The organism is Mammaliicoccus vitulinus (genome assembly GCF_029024305.1).
Classification (GTDB): Bacteria; Bacillota; Bacilli; order Staphylococcales; family Staphylococcaceae; genus Mammaliicoccus; species Mammaliicoccus vitulinus.
In genome coordinates this window covers 1,413,400-1,435,865 of the sequence record NZ_CP118974.1, presented here as the reverse complement: position 1 = coordinate 1,435,865, position 22,466 = coordinate 1,413,400, and the positions used below count along the sequence as shown (strand labels likewise).

Genomic DNA, 22,466 nt, shown 5'->3' with positions numbered 1-22,466 from the left:
TTTGTAGGAGGAGAAATATTGAATAAAGAAGCAAAAGTTCAATATGGTGAAGATTCAATACAAGTACTGGAAGGGTTAGAAGCAGTAAGAAAAAGACCCGGAATGTATATTGGTTCAACAGATGTTCGCGGACTTCACCATTTAGTATATGAAATAGTAGATAATTCTGTTGATGAAATTTTAAATGGATTTGGAACTGAAATCGAAGTGACAATTCATAAAGATGATAGTATTTCTGTTTCTGATAATGGGAGAGGGATGCCAACAGGATTACATAAAACTGGAAAACCAACACCTGAAGTTATTTTCACAGTACTTCATGCAGGCGGGAAATTTGGCCAAGGTGGCTATAAAACAGCTGGAGGATTGCATGGTGTAGGTGCATCAGTTGTCAACGCCTTAAGTGAATGGTTGGAAGTAACAATATATAGAGATGGTTATATTTACAAACAAAAATTTAAAGACGGCGGTACACCAGTTACAACATTAGAAAAAAAGGGGAAAACACGTAAAACGGGTACAACTGTTCATTTTAAACCGGATTCTAAAATCTTTAAAACTTCTACTCATTATAATTTTGAGACGTTATGTGAGAGATTACAAGAATCTGCTTTCTTATTAAAAGCTTTGAAAATTAAAATAACTGATTTAAGAAGTGATGAGCCTAGAGAAGTCTTTTATCATTATGAAGATGGTATTAAAGAATTCGTTAAATATTTAAATGAAGGTAAAGATGTACTTCATGATGTCGCGCTATTCACTGGCGAGTCAAATCAAATAGAAGTTGATATCAGTTTTCAATTTAATGATCAATATTCTGAAACAATCTTAAGCTTTGTTAACAATGTTCGTACTAAAGATGGTGGTACACATGAAACAGCATTAAAAGCTGCCTTTACAAGAGTGTTTAATGAGTATGCTCGTAAAATCGGTGAGATTAAACAAAAGGATAAAAACTTAGACGGTAGTGATATTCGTGAAGGGTTAACAGCTATTATTTCTGTGAGAATACCTGAAGATTTATTACAATTTGAAGGGCAAACTAAATCTAAACTCGGGACAAATGAGGCTCGTGCAGCAGTAGATTCTGTTATGTCTGACCAGCTACCTTTCTATTTAGAAGAGAAGGGACAGCTATCTAAATCTTTACTTAAAAAAGCTGTTAAAGCTTCTCAAGCTCGTGAAGCTGCAAGAAAAGCGCGTGAAGAGGCAAGAAATGGTAAGAAAAACAAACGTAAAGAAACGTTATTGTCTGGTAAATTAACGCCAGCACAAAGTAAAAACACTGAAAAAAACGAACTTTATTTAGTTGAGGGTGATTCCGCAGGGGGTTCAGCTAAATTAGGTAGAGACCGTAAATTTCAAGCGATTTTACCGTTAAGAGGTAAAGTCATAAATACTGAAAAAGCTAAACTAGATGATATCTTTAAAAATGAAGAGATTAACACGATCATTCATACGATTGGAGCAGGCGTTGGAGCTGACTTTAATGTTGAAGATAGTAATTACAATAAAGTCATTATTATGACTGATGCTGATACAGATGGTGCTCATATTCAAGTCTTATTGCTAACTTTCTTCTTTAAATATATGAGGCCGCTATTAGCAGCTGGAAAAGTATATATTGCATTACCACCTTTATATAAATTAGAAAAAGGTAAAGGTAAAAGCAAACAAGTTGAGTATGCTTGGACGGATGAAGATTTAGATGAATTGATGAAAAAAATTGGAAAAGGATTCTCCCTACAACGTTATAAAGGTTTAGGTGAAATGAATGCTGACCAATTATGGGAAACAACGATGGATCCAGAAACGAGAACATTAATTAGAGTGAGTATTGATGATGAAGTGCGTTCACAACGTAGAGTCACGACGTTAATGGGCGATAAAGTTGAGCCTCGTAGAGAATGGATTGAAAGACACGTGCAATTCGGTATGCAAGAAGATCAAAGTATACTTGAAAGTGAAGACATTCAAGTACTTGATGATGAAATAGAATCGTTAGAGGGGGAAGTTAAATAATGGTTGAACAAATTCAAAACCTTCCTTTAGAAGATGTCATAGGTGATAGATTTGGGAGATATAGTAAATATATTATTCAAGACCGCGCACTTCCTGATGTACGTGACGGTTTAAAGCCTGTACAACGTAGAATTTTATTTGCTATGTATAAAGATGGTAATACATTTGAAAGAAATTTTAGAAAGAGTGCTAAAACTGTTGGTAATGTAATTGGTAACTACCATCCTCATGGTGACTCATCAGTTTATGAAGCGATGGTTCGTATGAGTCAAGATTGGAAGTTAAGACATGTACTAATAGAAATGCATGGTAACAATGGGAGTATCGATAATGATCCACCAGCAGCTATGCGTTATACAGAAGCGAAATTAAGTAAATTAGCTGAAGTTCTTCTGCAAGATATAGATAAAGAGACAGTAGAACATATACAAAACTTTGATGACACTGCAATGGAACCAATGGTATTACCAGCTAGGTATCCTAATTTATTAGTCAACGGTTCGACAGGGATTTCAGCAGGTTATGCGACAGATATTCCACCACATAATTTAGGTGAAGTGATTGATGCGACACTGAAATTAATCGATAAACCTACCACTTCTATAGATGAATTGATCGGGCATATTAAAGGTCCTGACTTTCCTACAGGTGGTATTATACAAGGCTTAGACGGTATTAAAAAAGCATATCAAACTGGTAAAGGTAAAATAGTCGTTCGTAGTAAAGTTGAAATTGAAACCATTAGAGGTGGCCGCGAACAGATTATTGTCACTGAAGTGCCTTTTGAAGTAAACAAAGGTTCGCTCGTTAAAAAAATAGATGAACTGAGAGCGGATAAAAAAATTGAAGGTATCGTTGAAGTTCGAGATGAAACAGATAGAAACGGTTTAAGAATAGCAATTGAACTTAAGAAAGATATAAATAGTGAAGGTGTACTAAATTATTTATATAAGAATACTGACTTACAAGTTCTTTATCATTTCAATATGGTAGCGATAAATAATAGACGCCCAGAATTACTTGGGTTAAAACAAATTCTTGAAAGTTATATTGCGCATCAAAAAGAAGTTGTGACGAAACGTTCTCTATATGAATTGTCACAAGCTGAAAAGAGAATGCATATTGTAGAAGGTTTAATTAAAGCTTTATCTATTCTTGATAAAGTAATAGAAACGATAAGAGCATCGAAAAATAAACGAGATGCTAAAGAGAACTTAATCGCTAAATATGAATTTACAGAAGAACAAGCTGAAGCTATTGTAATGTTACAATTATATAGATTAACAAATACAGATATTGTTTCACTTGAAAAAGAATTTGATGAATTACAAAAAACGATAGATAGACTTAAAGATATTCTACAAAATGAAAATTCTTTATTAAAAGTTATTAAAAGTGAATTAAGAGCGATTCGTAAAGAATTTGCAGATGACCGATTAACTGAAATTGAAGAAAAAATAACTGAAATTAAGATAGAAAAAGAAATACTTGTACCTAGTGAGGAAACGATTGTTTCTGTTACACATGACGGATATATTAAACGCACATCTAATAGAAGTTATATCGCGAGTGGTGTTGAAGATGTTGGGCTTAAAGATGGTGATTACTTATTAATGCATGAAAAGATGAATACACAAGATACATTAATCGTATTCACTTCACAAGGTAATTATTTATTTATCCCTGTGCATGAAATTGTTGACTTAAAATGGAAAGATTTAGGGAAGCATATTTCTCAAATGATTCCGATAGGTGATGATGAGAGAATTGTTTCTGTATATAAAGAAACTGATTTCAAGCAAACATCTAGTTATATTATTGCTACAAAAGATGGCATGATTAAAAAGTCTACAAATGATAAATTTAAAGCTTCTAGAATTACAAAACCTTTAGTTGCAATTAAACTTAAGGGCGACGACGAGGTTGTATCTGTTCTGAAAATTACAGACAACGAACTTATTACGGTTATTACAAAAAACGGTATGAGTTTAACGTATGATACTGATGAATTGTCTGATATTGGGTTAAAAGCAGCAGGCGTTAAATCTATAAACTTAAAAGAGAATGACAGTGTCGTTATGACGGAAACATTACCAGATGATAAATTTGTATTCATCATTACAGATCGTGGCTCTGTGAAAAGAATGAAGGCTAATCAATTTGTACCTGCCAAAAGAGCTCAGCGTGGTTTAATGATATTAAAAGAATTAAAATCTAAGTCACATACAATTATTACAGCACTAACAAGTTCAGAGCAAGAAACGTGTGTCATTTTATCAGAAAAAGATCGTATAAAAGTTAACACGAAAGACTTTAATTATAGTGAACGATATACTAACGGTAGGTTTATTATTGATGAAAATGATTTCGGACAAATTATAAATGCTTATTTTGAAGAAAAAGCAATAGAATAAAAATATATAGTCATAATTAATTGCACATGGTAAAATCATGATAGCGTTTTTTTATGACTATATTAATTAGAATTGAGGGATTTCTTTGAAGAATTTTGATAGTTATATCCCAAGTTGGTTTCATGACTTTGTGCAATGGGGTAATGATTTAATTTGGACTCAAAACTTAATTTTCTTACTATTACTAGCTGGTGTATTCTTTACAATTAGTTCTAAAGTTGTACAGTTAAGATGGTTGCCAGAGATGTTTAGAGTGATATTTGAAAAAGCTGAAACACTTGAAGATGGTAGGAAAGGTATTTCTTCATTCCAAGCATTTGCAATTAGTGCTGCTTCACGTGTAGGTACTGGTAATATTGCTGGGGTAGCTACAGCAATTGTTTTAGGTGGCCCAGGTGCAGTATTTTGGATGTGGGTAATAGCATTTATTGGTGCTGCAAGTGCATTCTTTGAAGCAACTTTAGCACAAGTATATAAAGTTAAAGATAAAGAAGGCGGTTTTAGAGGCGGACCAGCTTATTACATAGAACGTGGATTGGGGCAAAAATGGCTAGGGGTTGTATTCGCAATACTGATTACAGTCACATTTGCTTTTGTATTTAATACAGTTCAATCTAATACGATTGCAGCTTCTTTAAATGAACAATATGAGTTTTCAAACGTTATTACTGGTATTATTTTAGCCATTATTACAGCATTGGTTATATTTGGTGGCGTTAGAAGTATTGCAACAGTATCTTCGTTTATTGTGCCAATTATGGCTATCGGATATATTATATTAGTTGGTTATATTTTGTTAATGAATGTAGACCAAATTTGGCCAATGATACAAAATATCGTAAAAAGTGCTTTCGGTCTGCATCCAGCATTTGGAGGCGCTATGGGCTTTGCAATCATGCAAGGTATTAAGCGTGGTTTATTCTCAAATGAAGCAGGTATGGGTTCTGCAGCTAACGCAGCAGCAACTGCAGCAGTCAGTCACCCTGTTAAACAAGGATTAATCCAATCGTTAGGTGTATTTTTCGATACAATGATTATTTGTTCAGCAACTGCTATCATGTTATTACTTTATACTGATCTACAATTTGGTGCTGATGCAGAACAAGGTGTTGCTGTTACGCAACAGGCGCTTACAACACATGTAGGTGAGTTTGGCGGTATATTCCTTACAGTCGCAGTATTTATGTTTGCATTTTCTTCAATTATTGGGAACTATTACTATGGACAATCCAATATTGAATATTTAACTAAGAATAAAATTGTGATGTTTATTTTTAGAATCTTAGTTATAGGTATGGTATTTGTTGGATCTGTCGTTCAAGTTCAAACAGTATGGGATACAGCAGATTTATTTATGGGGCTAATGGCAATTATTAATATTGTTGCATTATTCGGTCTAGCAACTGTTGTGTTTGAAGTTACAAAAGATTATAGAGCACAAAGAAAACGTAAATTAAATCCTGTATTTAAAATTGAGAATTTAAGCGCAAACTTTAGTAACATAGAAGCATGGGGAGATAATCCTTATAAAAAAGAGACTAAAGAAGTTGAAAAAACTAAACAATATCAATCGTCAGAAAATGATACAAAGTATGAAGAACCTAAAAATGATACTTTTGAAAATAATAATGACGAATCCGATCATAAAGATCAATAAAGCGTATATATTATAAAAAATAGCAACTCATTTCTAGCTGAATAAATCAGTGAAATGAGTTGTTATTTATTTTGAGTTGGGTCAAAATCTGAATGTTACTTGTTTGGATAGTCTTGCAACATTTAGCATGCACTTTCAAAATCGTAAGATTTTAAAATATAAAAAGATCTCTTCACTAGACTAACCTAATGAAGAGATCTTTTATTTATGATTTAAATAGATTTGCTATAGAATTGAATATTTCTTTAATCGCATTTACGATTTTATCCCAGAAACCTTCATCTTGTAATTTATCTTTAATATTATGACCTAGATCTTCTGCTTTTTTCTTAGCGTCTTTAAAGTCATCTGATTTAACAATATCATTAACATAATCTTTAGAGTTATTAATAAAGTCTTTTGCATTTTCACCACTAAAAACGCCATCTTTCTGAGCTTTATCAATGACATTTACAATCATGTTGATTTGATTTTGACTAATAACTTGCGTTAAGCCGTTGTCTTCAATTTTTTGATTTACAATATTAGTGATTTCGTTAACATTAACATTCCCCGTTTTTTCTGCTACTGCTTGTTTAGATTCTGCTATTGTTTTATTTAGCTGTGATTGTGAGAAACCTTCTTGGCCACTATTTTCATCTGATATTTGGTTAATAGTAGATAATTCTTCTTGTGCAACTTGTGTTCTATTTGAGTCGACGGATTCACCTTGAGCTTCAAATGCTTTATAAACCCCAGCTAAAGCACTTTCTCCAGTAACATCTTCACTAGAAGCTATCGTAACGTCTGCATCTTTAATACCAGCAGTCATTAACGCATTCTTGTAAGTATCTTCGGTAACTTTAGTTATTTTACCTGCATCTTGATTGATGTTTAAATTGAGTCCACTTCCCTTTGATGTTTTAGTAATTCGGATACTCGATTTCAAAACATCGTTTGACGATTGCATATTTATATATTTATTTAAGTCATTAGCATTAACGTATGTTGTTTTGTCACTATTCTTAGTGCCTAATAAATTTGCTGTAGTATCTTTAGCAGTTGGATTGTTTTCTAAAGCTGCACCATAAACAGTGACTGCATTATCCCACGCTTCCTCAGTTACTGCTTGGGCTTGGTGTTTCGGATAAAAAATGATTGATAGTAATAAGACAGATAATATACTAAATATATATGGATTTATGTTCTTCATATGCTTGCACGTCCTTAACTTTATTGATATAAATATATCTATCATTATATTATCATCAATTGTATAATATGTAATAGGTCTTCAGAATGAGGTTTAATATATGGGAAAATACATTATAGAAAAAACATTAAACAATAATGTGTTAGTTGCTAACTATTATGAAAAAGAAGTTATATTAGTTGGTAAGGGGATTAGTTTTGGTAAAAAACAGGGTGAAGAAATTAATACGGATTTAATAGAAAAAGTATATTTGCTTGAATCTGAAAATGATAAAAACAAATATAAACAATTATTAGATGGTACAAATGAACAAGTGTTCACGATCGTTTTAGAAGTTGTAAATGGTATTGATAAACAGTTAGGTGGAAGTGTAAGTGAAAAAACGTTAATTTCATTAACTGATCATATTTTATTTGCAATCAAACGTGTTAAAGAAGGCATTCATGTTCATAATCCATTTTTAAAAGAAACAGAGCTGTTATATCCAAGAGAATATCAAATTGCTGAAAAAGCTGTTAAAGCATTAAACGAAAAGCTAAACTTACAATTCATTGAATCGGAAGCTGGTTTCATTGCTTTACATATACATTCAGCTGAAGTAAAACATTCACTTCACGATATTCACAACATAAAAGAAATTATACAAAAAGCAATTATAATAATAGAAGAGGGCCTTGAAGTTAATATAAATAAAGATAGTATTAATTATAGTCGTTTTGTTAGGCACCTTCACTTTGCAATTCAAAGAGTTTTAGCTGATGAACGAATTCCAGACGCAACTAATATTGAAATGCTATTGAAAGCGCAATATCCAGTGTGTTATAATATATCCGTAAAGATAGTGAAGATGATGCAAACACAGTTGAAGAAACCAGTTTATCAATCAGAATTGGCATATTTAACAATGCACATCCAACACTTCAATAATAACTTATAAGTTGCGTGTTACTGATACGATCAGGCATGAGCAAATAAATTTTACCACTTAGGTAAGTTTCTTTGCTCATGCCTTTTTTCATGGCGTAATTTATAAAGTTAAACAAATAGGAGGGGTTTTAATATGTTTAAGAAATTCTTTGGTCAATTGCAACGTATTGGTAAAGCTTTAATGTTACCAGTTGCAATATTACCAGCAGCCGGTATTTTACTTGCATTCGGGAATGCAATGCAGAATGCTCAGTTCGTTGAAATTGCACCTTGGTTAAAATCTGATGTTATTGTTATGGTTGCATCAGTTATGGAATCATCGGGTCAAATTATTTTTGATAATTTACCATTACTATTCGCACTCGGTACCGCTTTAGGTTTAGCAGGAGGAGATGGCGTTGCAGCTTTAGCAGCATTAGTTGGTTATTTAATTATGAATACAACTATGGGTGTTGTTAAAGGTATTTCGATTGATGATATTTATAGTTATGCTGAAGGCGCTAAAACATTAGGCCAAACAGCTAAAGATCCTGCAAATGCATTAGTGTTAGGGATACCAACACTTCAAACAGGGGTGTTCGGTGGTATTATAATGGGGGCACTTGCCGCATGGTGCTACAACAGATATTATAATATCAGTTTACCACCATTCTTAGGATTCTTTGCAGGTAAACGATTTGTTCCAATTATTACATCAGTTATTGCGATTGTGGCAGGTATTGCACTTTCATTTGCTTGGCCACCAATACAAGATGGTTTAAATAATTTATCTACATTCTTATTAGATAAAAACTTAGCATTGACGACATTTATATTTGGTATTATAGAACGTGCTTTAATCCCATTCGGATTACATCATATATTCTATTCACCATTCTGGTTCGAGTTTGGTAACTATGTAAACTCTGCTGGAGAATTAGTTCGTGGTGACCAAAGAATCTTTATGGCACAAGTTAAAGATGGCGTGCCATTTACAGCTGGTGCATTTACAACAGGTAAATATCCATTTATGATGTTCGGTTTACCAGCAGCAGCATATGCGATTTACCGTCAAGCGCGTCCAGAGCGTAAAAAAATTGTAGGTGGTTTAATGCTATCTGCAGGTTTAACATCATTCTTAACTGGTATAACTGAACCATTAGAATTCTCATTCTTATTCGTAGCACCAGTACTTTATGGTATTCATGTTGTTTTAGCAGGTACATCATTCTTAGTGATGCACTTATTGCACATTCAAATAGGTATGACGTTCTCAGGTGGATTTATTGACTATATATTATACGGATTATTAAACTGGGATCGTACGAATGCATTATTAGTAATTCCAGTAGGTATTGTATATGCGTTAGTTTATTACTTCTTATTTACATTCGCTATTAAGAAATTCAATTTAAAAACACCGGGTAGAGAAGATAAAGAAACAAAAACGCACAATAGCTCAGTAGCAGAATTACCTTTTGATGTTTTAGATGCTATGGGTGGAAAAGAAAACATTAAACATTTAGATGCATGTATTACAAGACTTCGTGTGGAAGTGTTAAACAAATCTGAAGTTAATAAAGATGAACTGAAAAGTTTAGGTGCTTCAGGTGTGCTAGAAGTCGGTAATAATATTCAAGCTATTTTTGGTCCTAAGTCAGATCAAATCAAACATGATATGGCACGCATTATATCTGGTGAAATTTCTAAACCAAATGAAACAACTGTTACTGAAGAAGGTGACGAGGAAGGTGCTGCAATTCTAGCTGAAGGTGGCGCTACAATCTATTCACCAATTAAAGGTGAAGTGATTAATATTTCTGAAGTACCTGATAAAGTATTCTCTGAGAAAATGATGGGTGATGGAATTGCAATTATTCCTGAAACTGGTGAAGTCGTTGCACCGTTTGATGGTAAATTAAAAATGACATTCCCTACAAAACATGCAATTGGCTTAGAGTCTAATGAGGGTGTTGAATTATTAATTCACTTCGGATTAGAAACAGTTAAACTTGAAGGAAAAGGCTTTGAAATTTTAGCAGAAGCTGATACAGACATCGTTAAAGGCCAACCATTAATGAAAGTTGATTTAGACTTCATTAAAGAACATGCTGATAATACTGTAACACCGATTGTTGTTACAAACTTAAATGATTCAACTTTAGAAACTTTAATTACTGGTAAAGTTGAACAAGGCGATAAAATATTAGTTGTTAAATAATATAAAAGTCATTTTAAAATAGGAGATACATCTATAAGATGTTTATCTCCTATTTTATTTTTTAATTAGTATAATTTTATTATGTAAACTATAGGTGTAAATTTTTGTTTTTAAATTGATATGTTTAGGGTATAATAGACTATAAATATTTTAGAGGAGGGCTTTTTTTGGAAAGAGAACCAAAATCCAATAAATCTATCAATAATAAGAGTAGATTTATGAACTTTTTTGGTGGACGAGATATATACTTTATTTTAGGATTATTGATCTTGATAGGCTTAATGATCTTTATATTCCAAAATGTATCGTTCATTTTTCAACCCGTAGTAACGATTATTACAACTTTAATTGGCCCAATTATTGTTGCATTCGTCGCGTTTTATCTATTTAATCCAATTATTAATTTTATGGAAAGATTTAATATTTCAAGATTATGGGGTATCATCATATTATTACTTGCCATTATCGCAGCATTTACACTTGTTGTGACTTTATTGATACCTGTCGTACAACACCAAGTAACCAGTCTTTCAAAAAATTTACCAACATACGTTAATGAGTTTAGTGACAAAATAAAAATGCTTTCTAAAAATTCTTTTGTAGCTGATTATTATACGCAAGCTCAAAACTGGGTACAACAAAACTTTAGTGATATACCTAAAAAGATATCTAATTCAGTAGGAGACTTCAGTAATAAGTTTCAAACATTTATTTCTACAATTACACATGTAGTTGTGATCATTATTACTTTCCCGTTTGTATTATTCTTCTTGCTTAAAGACGGTGAAAAGTTTAGAAACTATTTTATAAGTTTAATGCCACCAAAATTTAGAAAAGATACACATGATTTAATTGATAAAATGAATGTTCAAGTAGGTTCATATATTCAAGGTCAAATGATTGTTGCTTTCTGTATTGGGGTATTATTATTCATTGGTTATTCCATCATAGGATTAGAATATGGATTAACATTAGCAAGTATTGCTGCAGTCACAAGCGTTGTACCTTATTTAGGTCCTATTATAGCGATATCGCCTGCAATCGTATTAGCAGCAATTGATTCACCATTTATGCTGTTAAAGCTTGCTATTGTATGGGCAGCCGTTCAATTTTTAGAAGGGCATTTTATCTCACCTAATATTATGGGGAAAACAATGCAAATACATCCTTTAACAATTATTTTCGTATTATTATGTGCAGGAAATTTAGCAGGTGTATTAGGTGTGATACTTGGTATTCCAGCTTACGCTATTATTAAAGTAGGTGTAACGCATCTCTTTACTTTATTTAAACGCCGATATAACAAATATTATCAAGATGATTCAGGACCATATGAATTTAAAGATGATGAAATTATACCGGAGAATGATTAAACTCAATATGATTTTGATTGAACTGTCTAGGACATAAATGTCCTAAACTATAATGATTTTGTAAAGTGCATGCTTGCCTGGGGGTATGGCTCGAGCCTGTAGTCTCTCTCACATACTATTCCCCCGGGCGTCAGCACGTTACAAAATCAAAAATATAAAATCACCCAATCCGAAAATGATTCCAACGGATTGGGTGATTTTTTTAACTTGGGATTTATGTCCCAACTTCTTTTTTTGTTTGTAAATTGATAAATAATTTTTATACATAGATTAAATAATACACACCATATGTTGCAAGACTGAACAAACAAGCAACATAGAAGGTCTGTATGTTGCAAGACTGAGCAAACAAGCAACATAGAAGGTCTGAATGTTGCAAGACTGATCAAACAAGCAACATAGAAGGTCTGAATGTTGCAAGACTGAGCAAACAAGCAACATAGAACGTTTGTAAGATGACCATATGATGAATGGGCAATTGAAACATGAATTATAAGAATAAATTCTAATTAATGTATTTTTATGGTATTATTTGGGAGAATAAAATAAGAGAAGGTAGAAAAATGAATATCATAAATCGAAAAAGAATTTTTTCTGTGTTAAAGTTTTTATTTATTTGCACTATATTATGTGTTGTTTTATATGTATTGCATCATGAATTAGTAAAAATAGATTTTAAAAAGGCAATTGTGCTGTTTAGAGAAATGAATACTGTATATTTTGTCGGTATAATATTACTTGGAATACTTTCAGTCTCAGTTTTATCTCTTTATGACATGATGTTAAAACAGTCATTAAAGATCAGTTTACCAATACATAAAGTGTTATCTATTAGTTATATTATTAATACTTTTAATAGTATATTAGGATTTGGTGGTTTAATCGGTGCGGGCTTAAGAATATATTCTTATCGTAATGATGTCCTAAATAAGAAGGAATTAATAAAAAGTACTTCATTATTATTAGTATCCATGCTCAGTGGATTAAGTTTATTGTGTGTATTAATCGTTTTTCGTGTTTTTAATGCTGATCCGTTATTAGATGATATAGCTTGGTCAAAAATTGTCATATATATAGGTAGTTTGTTTTTACCATTATTTATGATATTTTCATATTTGAAACCCTCTACACAAAATGATAGATTTTTAGGCCTTAAATTTACGATTGTTTCCGCTTTAGAATGGTTAGCTGCAAGCACGCTATTATTTGTTATTTTAAAATCGTTAAATATAAATATAGAGTATTCATACTTGGTTGGGATATTTGTAATAGCAGCATTATCAGGTTTGATTAGCATGATACCTGGTGGTTTTGGCGCATTTGACTTAGTCGTTTTACTGGGGATTAAATCACTAGGTGTCCCTGAAGAACAAGTCGTCATCGCATTATTATTGTACAGAGTAGCTTATTATTTCTTCCCATTTATTATCGCACTTGGCTTATCGACATTTGAATTTGGTAGCATAGCTAAAAAATATATAGAAGAAAGTAAGTTTTATACACCTGCTGTAGATACAACGTCATTTATTAAGTCTGTTCAAAGTGACTTTATGACGAAAATACCATCATTAGCATTAGGTTTACTTTCAGGTATTACAGGCTTTGTATTATATTTCAATCATATATTAATATTGTATGATGCAATATATTCTCATCATTATACGTTTTATTCCGTATTGTTAGCGTTACATACTGCTTCGACATTGATGTTGTTAATATGTGCTAAAGGTGTCATGTCGGGCACTATGAGATCTATTCTTATGAGTATCATATCAGTTATCGTCATGTTAATCGTTTGTATCTTAACGACGAGTACAATCATTGCGTTTTTATGGTTAGTCATTTTATTAATATTATTGTTTATCGGTTATAAGAAAGCAATAGTCGTTAAGAAAATAGTAACACCAATCAAAATATTATTAAGTGGATTGTTAATATTTACGATGTTTATTGTTAATAGAATTATTTCAAAAAATTATTTGGATCTCTATCCACATGAAGTCACTAAATTCGATAAATATGCGGTATTCTCAATGTTTTGGATTGTCTTGGCAATTTTATGCCTATTAGGTATGTGTATTACCTTTATACTTTCAAAAAGATTTCATAAAAGTTTAAATACAAATGCATCTTATGAAACGATTCAGAATATCATAGATCAGTACGGAGGATCTTACGTAAGCCATTTAGCTTTTACAGGAGATAAATCGTTTTATGTAAATGAAGATGAAGATGTTTTTATTATGTATAGACATACGATGAATGCTGTTATTGTGCTAGGGGATCCAGTTGGCAATCGCAATCAATTCAATCAAATTTTGAGTGATTTTTATGATCAAATGCAATTTTTAGGACATGATATTATTTTTTATCAAGTACAAAGTAAATTACTATCTTTATATCATGACTATGGAAATATCTTTTTCAAATTAGGGGAAGAAGCACTTATAGATTTAAACACGTTCAGTTTATCTGGTAAGAAAAAACGTGGTATGCGTGCAACATATAATAAATTGGAAACAGAAGGGTATCAATTCGATATCATGCATGCACCATATTCACAAGAAGACTTGAAAATGATGAAAGATATTAGCGATAGTTGGTTAGAAAGTAAGCAAGAAATGAGTTTTTCAGTTGGTTCATTTCAGTTAGATTATTTAAATAGAGCGCCAGTTGCAGTCATAAGAAATAAAAATAATGAAATAGTTGGATTTTGTTCATTGATGTTTACGAATTATAATCAATCTATTTCTATAGATTTAATAAGATGGAATAAAAATATAGATCTTCCATTGATGGATGCATTGTACATTCATATGTTGTTATGGGCAAAAGAAGAAGGATATAAACAGTTTAATATGGGTATGGCAACTTTATCGAATGTAGGACTTAATAAGCATGCCTATCTTAGAGAGAAATTTGCAGCAAAAGTATTTGAGAATATGAATAGTTTATATAGTTTTCAAGGATTACGAAATTATAAACAAAAATACGCGCCAGATTGGGAACCAAGATATTTAGTGTATAGAAAATATAGTTCATTATTTTGGAACTTAATTAGAGTTTCTTTAACCATTAATCATAAGTAAATAAGCGTTGATTATATATGCTCAACAGCACAAAAAAAGAAGACCGCTAAAGGTCTTCTTTTTTTGTGCTATTTATTGAACACGTGTTTCTTTAATTCTCTTATACCATAAATAAATGACGTAAAGTACAATTACGGCTATAACTATCATGAATATTTTAGAGTACATACTTACATAAACTATAATTTCATGCCAATGTTTACCTAATGTCTTACCGAGCATAATAAGAAATATATTCCACATGCCCGTTCCTATTGCTGTTAATAATATAAATAGAGGTATGTTCATTTTCGTAATACCTGCTGGCAATGAAATGAGCGTTCTGACAATCGGTATAAAACGTCCAATAAAGATAGCCCAATGACCGTATTGATCTAACCATTTAATTGTTTTATCTAAATCTTGAGTTTTGATACCTATATATTTACCACGTTTATGTATAAATTTATATAATCGATCTTCACCTATATATGCACCGATGCTGTATAAAACAAGCGCACCAAGTACAGCACCTATAACTGTGATAATACATACAATGATAATATTTAGGTCTGATTGAGATGTCATAAATCCTGCGAATGTTAATATAATTTCTGATGGGAAGGGATGTATAACATACTCTAAAAATACGAGTATAAAGACACCAATATATCCATATTGTGTCATAAATTCAGTAATCCATTGTTCCATAACATACTCCTTAATAAAAAATTCATAATGTGTGTACATAAAAATAACAGTATTGTATAACGCTATTGTATACTTTACTGTTATTTTATCACATCATTATTTTAAGCTTTTTCTAATTTCTTGTTCTTCTTGATAGCGAGTTGGATTTTTTTTGTAAAAATCTTGATGATAATCTTCAGCTTCGTAAAAAGGTTGATATGGTAATAGTTTCGTTACAACGGATTTACCTTCTGGCAGCTTTTTATTTAATTGTTCTATATATTCTTCAGCTAATTTTTTTTGATCGTCATTCGTATAGAAAATTGCTGTTTGATATTGTGTTCCACGGTCTTGATATTGTCCGTGTGCATCAGTAGGGTCGATTATTGCAAAATAAATTTCTAATAATCTGTTATATGAGAATAAAGCAACATCATATTGGATTTCGACTACTTCTAGATGACCAGTATCGCCTTTTTTCACTTCTTCGTAAGTTGGATTTTCTGTTGTACCTCCCATATAGCCAGAAGTTACTTTATCAATGCCTTCATATTCATCGAATGGTTTAACCATACACCAAAAGCATCCACCTGCAAAATACGCTTTATTCATATTCATTATATTTTTACCATCCTTTATTCAGTCTCAAGTCTTATTTTTTAATTAGGTTTGCAATTTTTCTTGATTTTTAATAGAGAAATTGGTTAACTTAATGTATGAGTCTCATTATAATATATTTAGACTCAATTTTGAAGATAAAAGGCTGGTTACAATGACTTCGCAAAATCAATCAGAAACAGAAGGCACTCGTCAAACGAATGTACCGAAAAGAAATAAAAAGCGTAGAATAAAAAAAAGACCTTTTATTATCTTAGGTATCATCTTATTATTAGTTTGTTTAGGATTTTATATTAATGCTTCTTATAAATCAGGTTTAAAAGTTTCTTCAGACCATGGTAAAAAGCAGGAATTACATAAATTCCATAGTACAACAAGAAACGATGGTAAAGTAAATGTTCTCGTATTAGGGGAAGACCGCAAAGTAGATAATTCACAACCTAGAACAGATTCAATTATGATTGTTCAATACGATTATTTGAAGAAAGATCTTAAAATTGTATCAGTCATGAGAGATATATATTCAGAAATTCCAGGTGGTTATCGTAATTATAAAATTAACACTGCATATTCATTAGGAGGTCCTGAGTTACTGCGTAAGACATTGAAGAAAAATCTTGATATTGATCCGGAATATTATGCGATTATTGATTTTGATGGATTTGAGCAAATGGTTGATGAAATATCACCTAAAGGCGTTCCAATCAATGTCGAAAAAGATATGTCTGAAAAAATAGGTGTTTCACTGAAAAAAGGTCAACATAACTTAAACGGTAAAGAATTGCTAGGTTATGCACGTTATAGACATGACGAAGAAGGTGACTTTGGACGAGTGAGAAGACAGCAGCAAGTGATGACAGGTCTTAAATCTGAGTTACTAAGTGTCGATTCAGTTGTGAAAGCACCCAAATTAGCAGGGATTGCAAGAGGTTATGTAAATACTAATTTAGATGACCAAACAATCTATAAAACGGGCGCTAGTTTTATAGCTAGAGGCGATAAAGATATAAAAACATTAACAGTTCCTGTTAAAGGTTCATATACGAATGCGAATGATCTTGAAAACGGAGCAGTTCTTAAAATCGATAAAGAAAAGAACAAAGAAGCAATAAAGAAATTTCTTAACGATTAATGAAACAATTTGAGACATAAATACCCATTCTCAAAATAAAAAATCTCTTCACTAGGTTTTAGACTAGTGAAGAGATTTTTTGATTTTTTATGAATCTGATTTACGTACGCCTGCAACGCCATAATGCTCAGGTTTCATTTCTTCTATGATCACTTGGATGTTCTCTTTTGGTGCTTTAGCATTTTGATGCACAGCTTCAGTGACATCTTTTACAAGACCTTTTAATTGTTCGTCTGATCTACCTTCAATTAATTTAATGTTTACGATTGGCATATTTAGCGCTCCTTTTTATATTGAATATTTGCTGAAGGACCTGAATCTCCGCTCCAGTCTGTTTGACCATCGTCTTCAATGAATTCTATATTGACATCTTCAACGTGTGATAAGTCTAACAGTTTTAATATAATCCGTTTTCTTATTTCTGACAACTCTTTCAGTGTGAAGTTTTGATTCACTTCTAATAAACTTTCAATATGAAGTGCTTCTCCTTCTTTTATTACTGCAAGTCGTTTAATGTCAGCAATTGATTTATCATCTAAAATAACTCTAGAAGCATGGATTTCTGATTCATGGTCAGCAATACCTAATACACCTTGAGCATTTTCTATAAAGATAATACCTACAATTACAAACATCATGATACCGATTATAACTGAGGCAATACCTTCTAACATGCCTAAACCAGTCAATCTTGCAATGATGATTGAAATAACTGCAATGATCCCACCAGCAGTTGCAACTGTATCTTCCATAAATACTAATTTAGTGGCTGGCTTTGCTTTTCCTATCAGTAAATAACTTTTAGTAAAAGGTGTTAATAACCCTTTACTGCTTTCACCAGCTTCTTCTAATATTTCTTTACCAGCTTTTCTTAAAACAATACCTTCAAGTACAATACCAATTGCTAAAACACCTATGTTTATCCAGAAGAATAATAACGGTCCATTTGTGTCATTAGGGTGGACAATGTGGTGAAAACCTTCTTTAACTGTTTCGTATGAAAGAATACCTACAATAATTACAGCGATTAAACAAACAAGGTTAATTAATCTTCCATAGCCAAGTGGGAATTTTTCATTTGGGCTTCTCTTAGAGAAAGCAGAACCTAAAAATACAAATAATTGATTGGCAGCATCACCAAATGAATGCATCATTTCAGCGAACATAGCAATATTTCCAGTGAAAATAAAGGCTAGTAGTTTTAAACAGCCAAGAATAAAATTAACGACGGCAGCTGTTAAGGAAGACATGCTTCCTTTTTTAAGTAAATTAAAAAGACCTTTCATATTGAGCTCCTTTGTAAATAGATTGTTATGATTATATCACTTTAATACCACGAATCAACGCATGATAAGCATTTATTTTATAAAAATCATAATTATATTATGTAAACTATAGATAAAGTTTGAAAAATTAAAAACACTCGATAGGGGGAATGTGTTATACTATTTATGTTGATATAGTAATTAGGTTATACTAATATACGACTATTTTAATGTAACTTAATATTAAAATATACTTATTACACTATGTGTACTTGTTGTCACTTTTTAAATGAATCTATAAGGTTTATAATAGAAGTAATACATAGATTATTTTAAACAAATTTGAAAATTTGTATATTTTTTTATGGGTATTTATATATAGTCGAGTAGATTAATATTGAAAGGGGCTCTGTAGTTAATTATGAATTCGATACATAAGAAAACAGATGTAATATTAATTGGTGGAGGCATTATGAGTGCAACTTTAGGTATTATGCTTAAAGAATTATCACCAAACATAGAAATTAAATTATTTGAAAAATTATCAAAACCGGCAGAAGAAAGTTCTAATGAATGGAACAATGCGGGTACAGGTCATTCAGCATTATGCGAGTTGAACTATACAAAAGAAGAGGCGGATGGTTCGGTTAATATAGATAAAGCTATTAAAATAAACGAACAGTTTCAACTATCAAAACAATTTTGGACTTATTTAGTGAATAAAGGAAGTTTACCTAGTCCTGAAACATTTATTCGTCCTGTACCACATATGAGTTTTGTATATGGCGAAAAGAACGTCCAGTTTCTAAAAAAGCGTTGTGAAGCATTGTCAGGTAATCCATTATTCCCAGGTATGACTTTTACGGATGATTTTGAAACATTGAAACATTGGATGCCTTTAATGATGGAAGGTCGTCCTGCAAACGAAAAAATTGCTGCAACTAAGATTGAATCAGGTACTGATGTCAATTTTGGTAATTTAACACGTTCACTATTAGATAACTTGAAAGAACAAGACGTAGAACTCAATTACAATCATTCAGTACAACATATACGTAGAAACGAAGATAATACATGGCAATTAAAAGTATATAATGCAGAAACTAAAAAAGTGGAGTACCACAATACTAAATTTGTCTTTATCGGTGCTGGTGGCGGAAGTTTACCTCTGTTACAAAAAACACATATTAAAGAAGCTTCAAATATAGGTGGATTCCCTGTAAGTGGATTATTCATGGTATGTAATAACGAAGAAGTTATTGCTAAACATGATGCTAAAGTTTACGGGAAAGCTAAAGTTGGTGCACCACCTATGTCTGTACCACATTTAGATACTAGATATATAGAAGGTAAGAGATCGTTACTATTTGGACCTTTTGCAGGTTTTTCACCAAAATTCTTAAAAACAGGATCTAACATGGATTTACTTGGTTCAGTTAAGCCTAATAATGTATTTACGATGTTATCTGCAGGTTTAAAAGAAATGGGTCTAACAAAATACTTAGTAGAACAAGTATTATTATCAGATGAAAAACGATTAGAAGAACTTAAAGAATTTGTACCAACTGCAAAACTAGAAGATTGGGATGTTGTCATAGCAGGTCAACGTGTTCAAGTCATTAAAGACACGAAAGAAGGCGGAAAGGGCACATTGCAATTTGGTACAGAGCTTGTAACAAGTGAAGATGGCTCGATTTCAGCTTTATTAGGTGCTTCACCTGGTGCTTCAACAGCTGTTCATGTTATGTTGCAATTATTAGAAAAATGTTTCCCAGCAGATTTCGTTGAATGGGAAGAAAAAATCAAAAAAATGATACCATCATTTAGATTGAATTTATCAGAACATCCAGATTTATTTAATGAAATAAATACATCTACTTCAAAAGCATTAGGTTTATATAAGTAATGAATCATATACGTAATAAAACGTAGATAAAATATCTATGTTTCAGAATGTAGACAAAGTCTTAGACTTTGTCTACATTTTTTATGCGCATGCTTTTCCCGCAAGAGTCAGCGTTAAAAATACCAAGTGTTATCTAGAAAATAATAAAAACTTTATATATTCTCTTTAAATTTTAGTTTAATCGGGTTAAACTATCTTTAATGAAGATTAAGGGGGATATGTATTATGTTTGAAAAATTACTTACCTCTATAGGTGTCGGTAATCTAACAATCGATACGCGATTAGAAAAAACAACTTTTAACGAAGAAGAACCAATTAAAGGAAAAGTTATATTTAAAGGTGGTTCATGTGACTTAAAAGTTGAATATATTATGTTGTCACTAATTGAACGTGTCAATAATCAAAATGAGGATAGCGATTTTTCAGAATTTGATTATGAATTGCATAAGCATAAAGTGAATAAATCCTTTTTAATTAAAAAGAAAGATCACCAAGAGTATGAATTTGAATTCAAACTTGAACAAATCGAATTTAAAGGTGAACCAGAAGAAATATTTCTTAAGACACATGTTCATATAGATCAATCAGTCGGTGCTGACGATGAAGAAAGACTAAATATAATTAGATAATTGTGATGGAGGCTAGGACAAATTAATTGTTTTAGCCTCCATTATTATATTAAAAACAGTTTGGATAATTCTTGAAATAGAACACGTGTTCGTATATAATGAAAATACATTAATACGACGATGGAAGGTGAATTTATGTATAAATATCGTTTACGTGAGAACAGATATATTTTGTGCATAGATCAAAGTAGTTTTTTTGCAAATGTTTCATGTGTGAGTAAAGGTATTAATCCTGTTGAGCATAAACTAGCTGTTATATCGGATACGAAAAGGCAAGGAGCTATTGTTATAGATGCTACAGAGCCATTAAAAGGCATAGGAATAGAAACTGGTTCAAGGTTGTTTGAAATACCTCATAGAAGTGATATATATATTATTAATCCAAATATGAATCACTATGTTAATGATTCATTAGCCATATATAAAGTGTTATTACAATATCTAGACTGCAAAGACGTAAAACAGTTTAATATCGATGAAATATTTATAGATATCACTCATATTTACAAATATTATTGCTCATCTCCAAAGGAATTTGCGAACATGATCATGGAAAAAATTGAACATGAAACGCAATTAAAGTGTCCAATAGGGATTGGACCTAATATGTTTATGAGCAAGATGGCATTAAAATCAGAAGCAAAGGTTAATAAACAACTTATCGCTGAGTGGAAATATGAGGATATCTCTACAAAATTATGGCCAATTCATCCACTTAATAAAATGTGGGGTATTAATCATCGTGTAGAAAAGAACTTAAATGATTTAGGTATATTTACAGTTCGAGATTTAGCACATTATCCATTAAATAAATTAATGAAATTATATGGAGAAATAGGGAAAGAATTGCATCTCAACAGTAATGGGTTTGATTTAAATAATATTCAAGATGCGCATCGTTTACTAAAGCCAAGTATTTCATGCGACATAGAGCTTACGAGAGATTATCAGTATTATGAAATGAAAAGTATGATACTCGAAACAGTAGAAAGTTTAACAATGCAATTAAGATCAAGAAATTTATTAGTAAAATCTATCTCATTTTCAATGAAAAGTCGCAAGAATGATCGTATATCTAAGCAATATACTTTAAAGGACGGTACAAATATAACAATGGATATATTTAGAGTTATATGGAGCTTTACCGAACAGCTATGTGATAAGCAAGAAAAATATCATGAATTGAATATTTCTCTTAATAACTTCGTACCTGAAAGGGCACGCGAGCTTAATACATTTATAGATAAATTTGAAAGAGAAAGAAACGAAGCACTTGAAATACTCATAAAAGAAACAAAAAGAAAACAGAAAGTTAATAGACAATCAAATAGTCCGTTAAGACTAAGTAACGTAAACTAAAGTGGGCAAATTA

The 22,466-nt window shown here is 31.5% G+C and carries 16 protein-coding genes; 11 read left to right on the top strand and 5 right to left on the bottom strand.

Translation table 11 applies throughout. The features are described from left to right. The first annotated feature begins 18 nt into the window (after window positions 1-18). The 3 genes from parE (at window position 19) to alsT (ending at window position 6,093) form a co-directional block, all read left to right on the top strand. On the top strand, window positions 19-2,022 hold the full coding sequence (gene parE, locus PYW35_RS07220; protein WP_103322470.1) for a DNA topoisomerase IV subunit B: 2,004 nt from the start codon (window positions 19-21) through the stop codon (window positions 2,020-2,022). Further along, a complete protein-coding gene (parC, locus tag PYW35_RS07215; protein ID WP_016912514.1) occupies window positions 2,022-4,436 on the top strand; it encodes a DNA topoisomerase IV subunit A in 2,415 nt (804 codons plus the stop codon). The genes parE and parC overlap by 1 nt, the downstream gene beginning before the upstream one ends. Before the next feature lie 85 nt (window positions 4,437-4,521). Next, window positions 4,522-6,093, top strand: a complete 1,572-nt coding sequence (gene alsT / locus PYW35_RS07210) for a glutamine transporter AlsT (RefSeq protein ID WP_103322469.1) — start codon at window positions 4,522-4,524, stop codon at window positions 6,091-6,093. A gap of 205 nt (window positions 6,094-6,298) precedes the next feature. On the opposite strand, the gene PYW35_RS07205 is transcribed toward alsT, so the two are convergent. Next, complete coding sequence (locus tag PYW35_RS07205; RefSeq protein ID WP_103323043.1) at window positions 6,299-7,285, bottom strand: DUF1002 domain-containing protein; 987 nt, start codon at window positions 7,283-7,285, stop codon at window positions 6,299-6,301. Between the two features lie 100 nt (window positions 7,286-7,385). Between PYW35_RS07205 and glcT the strand changes: the two genes are divergently transcribed. From glcT to mprF, 4 genes are all read left to right on the top strand, one after another. Then, a complete protein-coding gene (glcT, locus tag PYW35_RS07200; protein ID WP_016912984.1) occupies window positions 7,386-8,222 on the top strand; it encodes a glucose PTS transporter transcription antiterminator GlcT in 837 nt (278 codons plus the stop codon). Window positions 8,223-8,345: 123 nt separating this feature from the next. Continuing rightward, window positions 8,346-10,412: a glucose-specific PTS transporter subunit IIBC gene (ptsG, locus tag PYW35_RS07195; protein ID WP_103323042.1), complete on the top strand. Its 2,067-nt coding sequence runs from the start codon at window positions 8,346-8,348 to the stop codon at window positions 10,410-10,412. 218 nt (window positions 10,413-10,630) lie between these two features. After that, a complete protein-coding gene (locus PYW35_RS07190; protein ID WP_083840533.1) occupies window positions 10,631-11,785 on the top strand; it encodes an AI-2E family transporter in 1,155 nt (384 codons plus the stop codon). 563 nt (window positions 11,786-12,348) lie between these two features. Continuing rightward, window positions 12,349-14,874 carry a bifunctional lysylphosphatidylglycerol flippase/synthetase MprF gene (gene mprF / locus PYW35_RS07185; protein WP_103323560.1) on the top strand — a complete coding sequence of 842 codons (2,526 nt, stop codon included), beginning with the start codon at window positions 12,349-12,351 and terminating at the stop codon, window positions 14,872-14,874. Window positions 14,875-14,946: 72 nt separating this feature from the next. On the opposite strand, the gene PYW35_RS07180 is transcribed toward mprF, so the two are convergent. Together PYW35_RS07180 and msrA are read right to left on the bottom strand one after the other, a co-directional pair. Continuing rightward, on the bottom strand, window positions 14,947-15,564 hold the full coding sequence (locus PYW35_RS07180) for a DedA family protein (protein ID WP_016912288.1): 618 nt from the start codon (window positions 15,562-15,564) through the stop codon (window positions 14,947-14,949). Between the two features lie 96 nt (window positions 15,565-15,660). Next, on the bottom strand, window positions 15,661-16,161 hold the full coding sequence (msrA, locus tag PYW35_RS07175; protein WP_103323445.1) for a peptide-methionine (S)-S-oxide reductase MsrA: 501 nt from the start codon (window positions 16,159-16,161) through the stop codon (window positions 15,661-15,663). Window positions 16,162-16,315: 154 nt separating this feature from the next. On the opposite strand from msrA, the gene PYW35_RS07170 reads away from it, so the two are divergent. Beyond that, on the top strand, window positions 16,316-17,293 hold the full coding sequence (locus PYW35_RS07170; protein ID WP_016912290.1) for an LCP family protein: 978 nt from the start codon (window positions 16,316-16,318) through the stop codon (window positions 17,291-17,293). Between the two features lie 87 nt (window positions 17,294-17,380). Here the strand turns inward: PYW35_RS07170 and PYW35_RS07165 are convergent, their stop codons facing one another. Beyond that, complete coding sequence (locus PYW35_RS07165) at window positions 17,381-17,566, bottom strand: 2-hydroxymuconate tautomerase (protein ID WP_016912291.1); 186 nt, start codon at window positions 17,564-17,566, stop codon at window positions 17,381-17,383. Window positions 17,567-17,568: 2 nt separating this feature from the next. Next, window positions 17,569-18,579 (bottom strand): cation diffusion facilitator family transporter, encoded by a 1,011-nt coding sequence (locus tag PYW35_RS07160; protein ID WP_103323444.1) that lies wholly within the window; start codon window positions 18,577-18,579, stop codon window positions 17,569-17,571. A gap of 400 nt (window positions 18,580-18,979) precedes the next feature. Between PYW35_RS07160 and mqo the strand changes: the two genes are divergently transcribed. The 3 genes from mqo (at window position 18,980) to PYW35_RS07145 (ending at window position 22,453) form a co-directional block, all read left to right on the top strand. After that, the gene (mqo, locus tag PYW35_RS07155) at window positions 18,980-20,464 is read left to right on the top strand and encodes a malate dehydrogenase (quinone) (protein WP_103323293.1); all 1,485 of its coding nucleotides are present in this window, start codon (window positions 18,980-18,982) and stop codon (window positions 20,462-20,464) included. A 225-nt stretch (window positions 20,465-20,689) separates the two neighbouring features. Continuing rightward, the gene (locus tag PYW35_RS07150) at window positions 20,690-21,094 is read left to right on the top strand and encodes a sporulation protein (protein ID WP_016912294.1); all 405 of its coding nucleotides are present in this window, start codon (window positions 20,690-20,692) and stop codon (window positions 21,092-21,094) included. A gap of 135 nt (window positions 21,095-21,229) precedes the next feature. Next, the gene (locus PYW35_RS07145; protein WP_103323292.1) at window positions 21,230-22,453 is read left to right on the top strand and encodes a Y-family DNA polymerase; all 1,224 of its coding nucleotides are present in this window, start codon (window positions 21,230-21,232) and stop codon (window positions 22,451-22,453) included. Window positions 22,454-22,466 lie beyond the last annotated feature (13 nt).

What these genes read in the sequence shown, in the direction of transcription:
- parC (WP_016912514.1), top strand. Translation starts at nt 2,022, where the DNA reads ATGGTTGAACAAATTCAAAACCTTCCTTTAGAAGATGTCATAGGTGAT.
- PYW35_RS07205 (WP_103323043.1), bottom strand. Translation starts at nt 7,285, where the DNA reads ATGAAGAACATAAATCCATATATATTTAGTATATTATCTGTCTTATTA.
- glcT (WP_016912984.1), top strand. Translation starts at nt 7,386, where the DNA reads ATGGGAAAATACATTATAGAAAAAACATTAAACAATAATGTGTTAGTT.
- ptsG (WP_103323042.1), top strand. Translation starts at nt 8,346, where the DNA reads ATGTTTAAGAAATTCTTTGGTCAATTGCAACGTATTGGTAAAGCTTTA.
- PYW35_RS07190 (WP_083840533.1), top strand. Translation starts at nt 10,631, where the DNA reads ATGAACTTTTTTGGTGGACGAGATATATACTTTATTTTAGGATTATTG.
- mprF (WP_103323560.1), top strand. Translation starts at nt 12,349, where the DNA reads ATGAATATCATAAATCGAAAAAGAATTTTTTCTGTGTTAAAGTTTTTA.
- PYW35_RS07180 (WP_016912288.1), bottom strand. Translation starts at nt 15,564, where the DNA reads ATGGAACAATGGATTACTGAATTTATGACACAATATGGATATATTGGT.
- msrA (WP_103323445.1), bottom strand. Translation starts at nt 16,161, where the DNA reads ATGAATATGAATAAAGCGTATTTTGCAGGTGGATGCTTTTGGTGTATG.
- PYW35_RS07170 (WP_016912290.1), top strand. Translation starts at nt 16,316, where the DNA reads ATGACTTCGCAAAATCAATCAGAAACAGAAGGCACTCGTCAAACGAAT.
- PYW35_RS07165 (WP_016912291.1), bottom strand. Translation starts at nt 17,566, where the DNA reads ATGCCAATCGTAAACATTAAATTAATTGAAGGTAGATCAGACGAACAA.
- PYW35_RS07160 (WP_103323444.1), bottom strand. Translation starts at nt 18,579, where the DNA reads ATGAAAGGTCTTTTTAATTTACTTAAAAAAGGAAGCATGTCTTCCTTA.
- mqo (WP_103323293.1), top strand. Translation starts at nt 18,980, where the DNA reads ATGAATTCGATACATAAGAAAACAGATGTAATATTAATTGGTGGAGGC.
- PYW35_RS07150 (WP_016912294.1), top strand. Translation starts at nt 20,690, where the DNA reads ATGTTTGAAAAATTACTTACCTCTATAGGTGTCGGTAATCTAACAATC.
- PYW35_RS07145 (WP_103323292.1), top strand. Translation starts at nt 21,230, where the DNA reads ATGTATAAATATCGTTTACGTGAGAACAGATATATTTTGTGCATAGAT.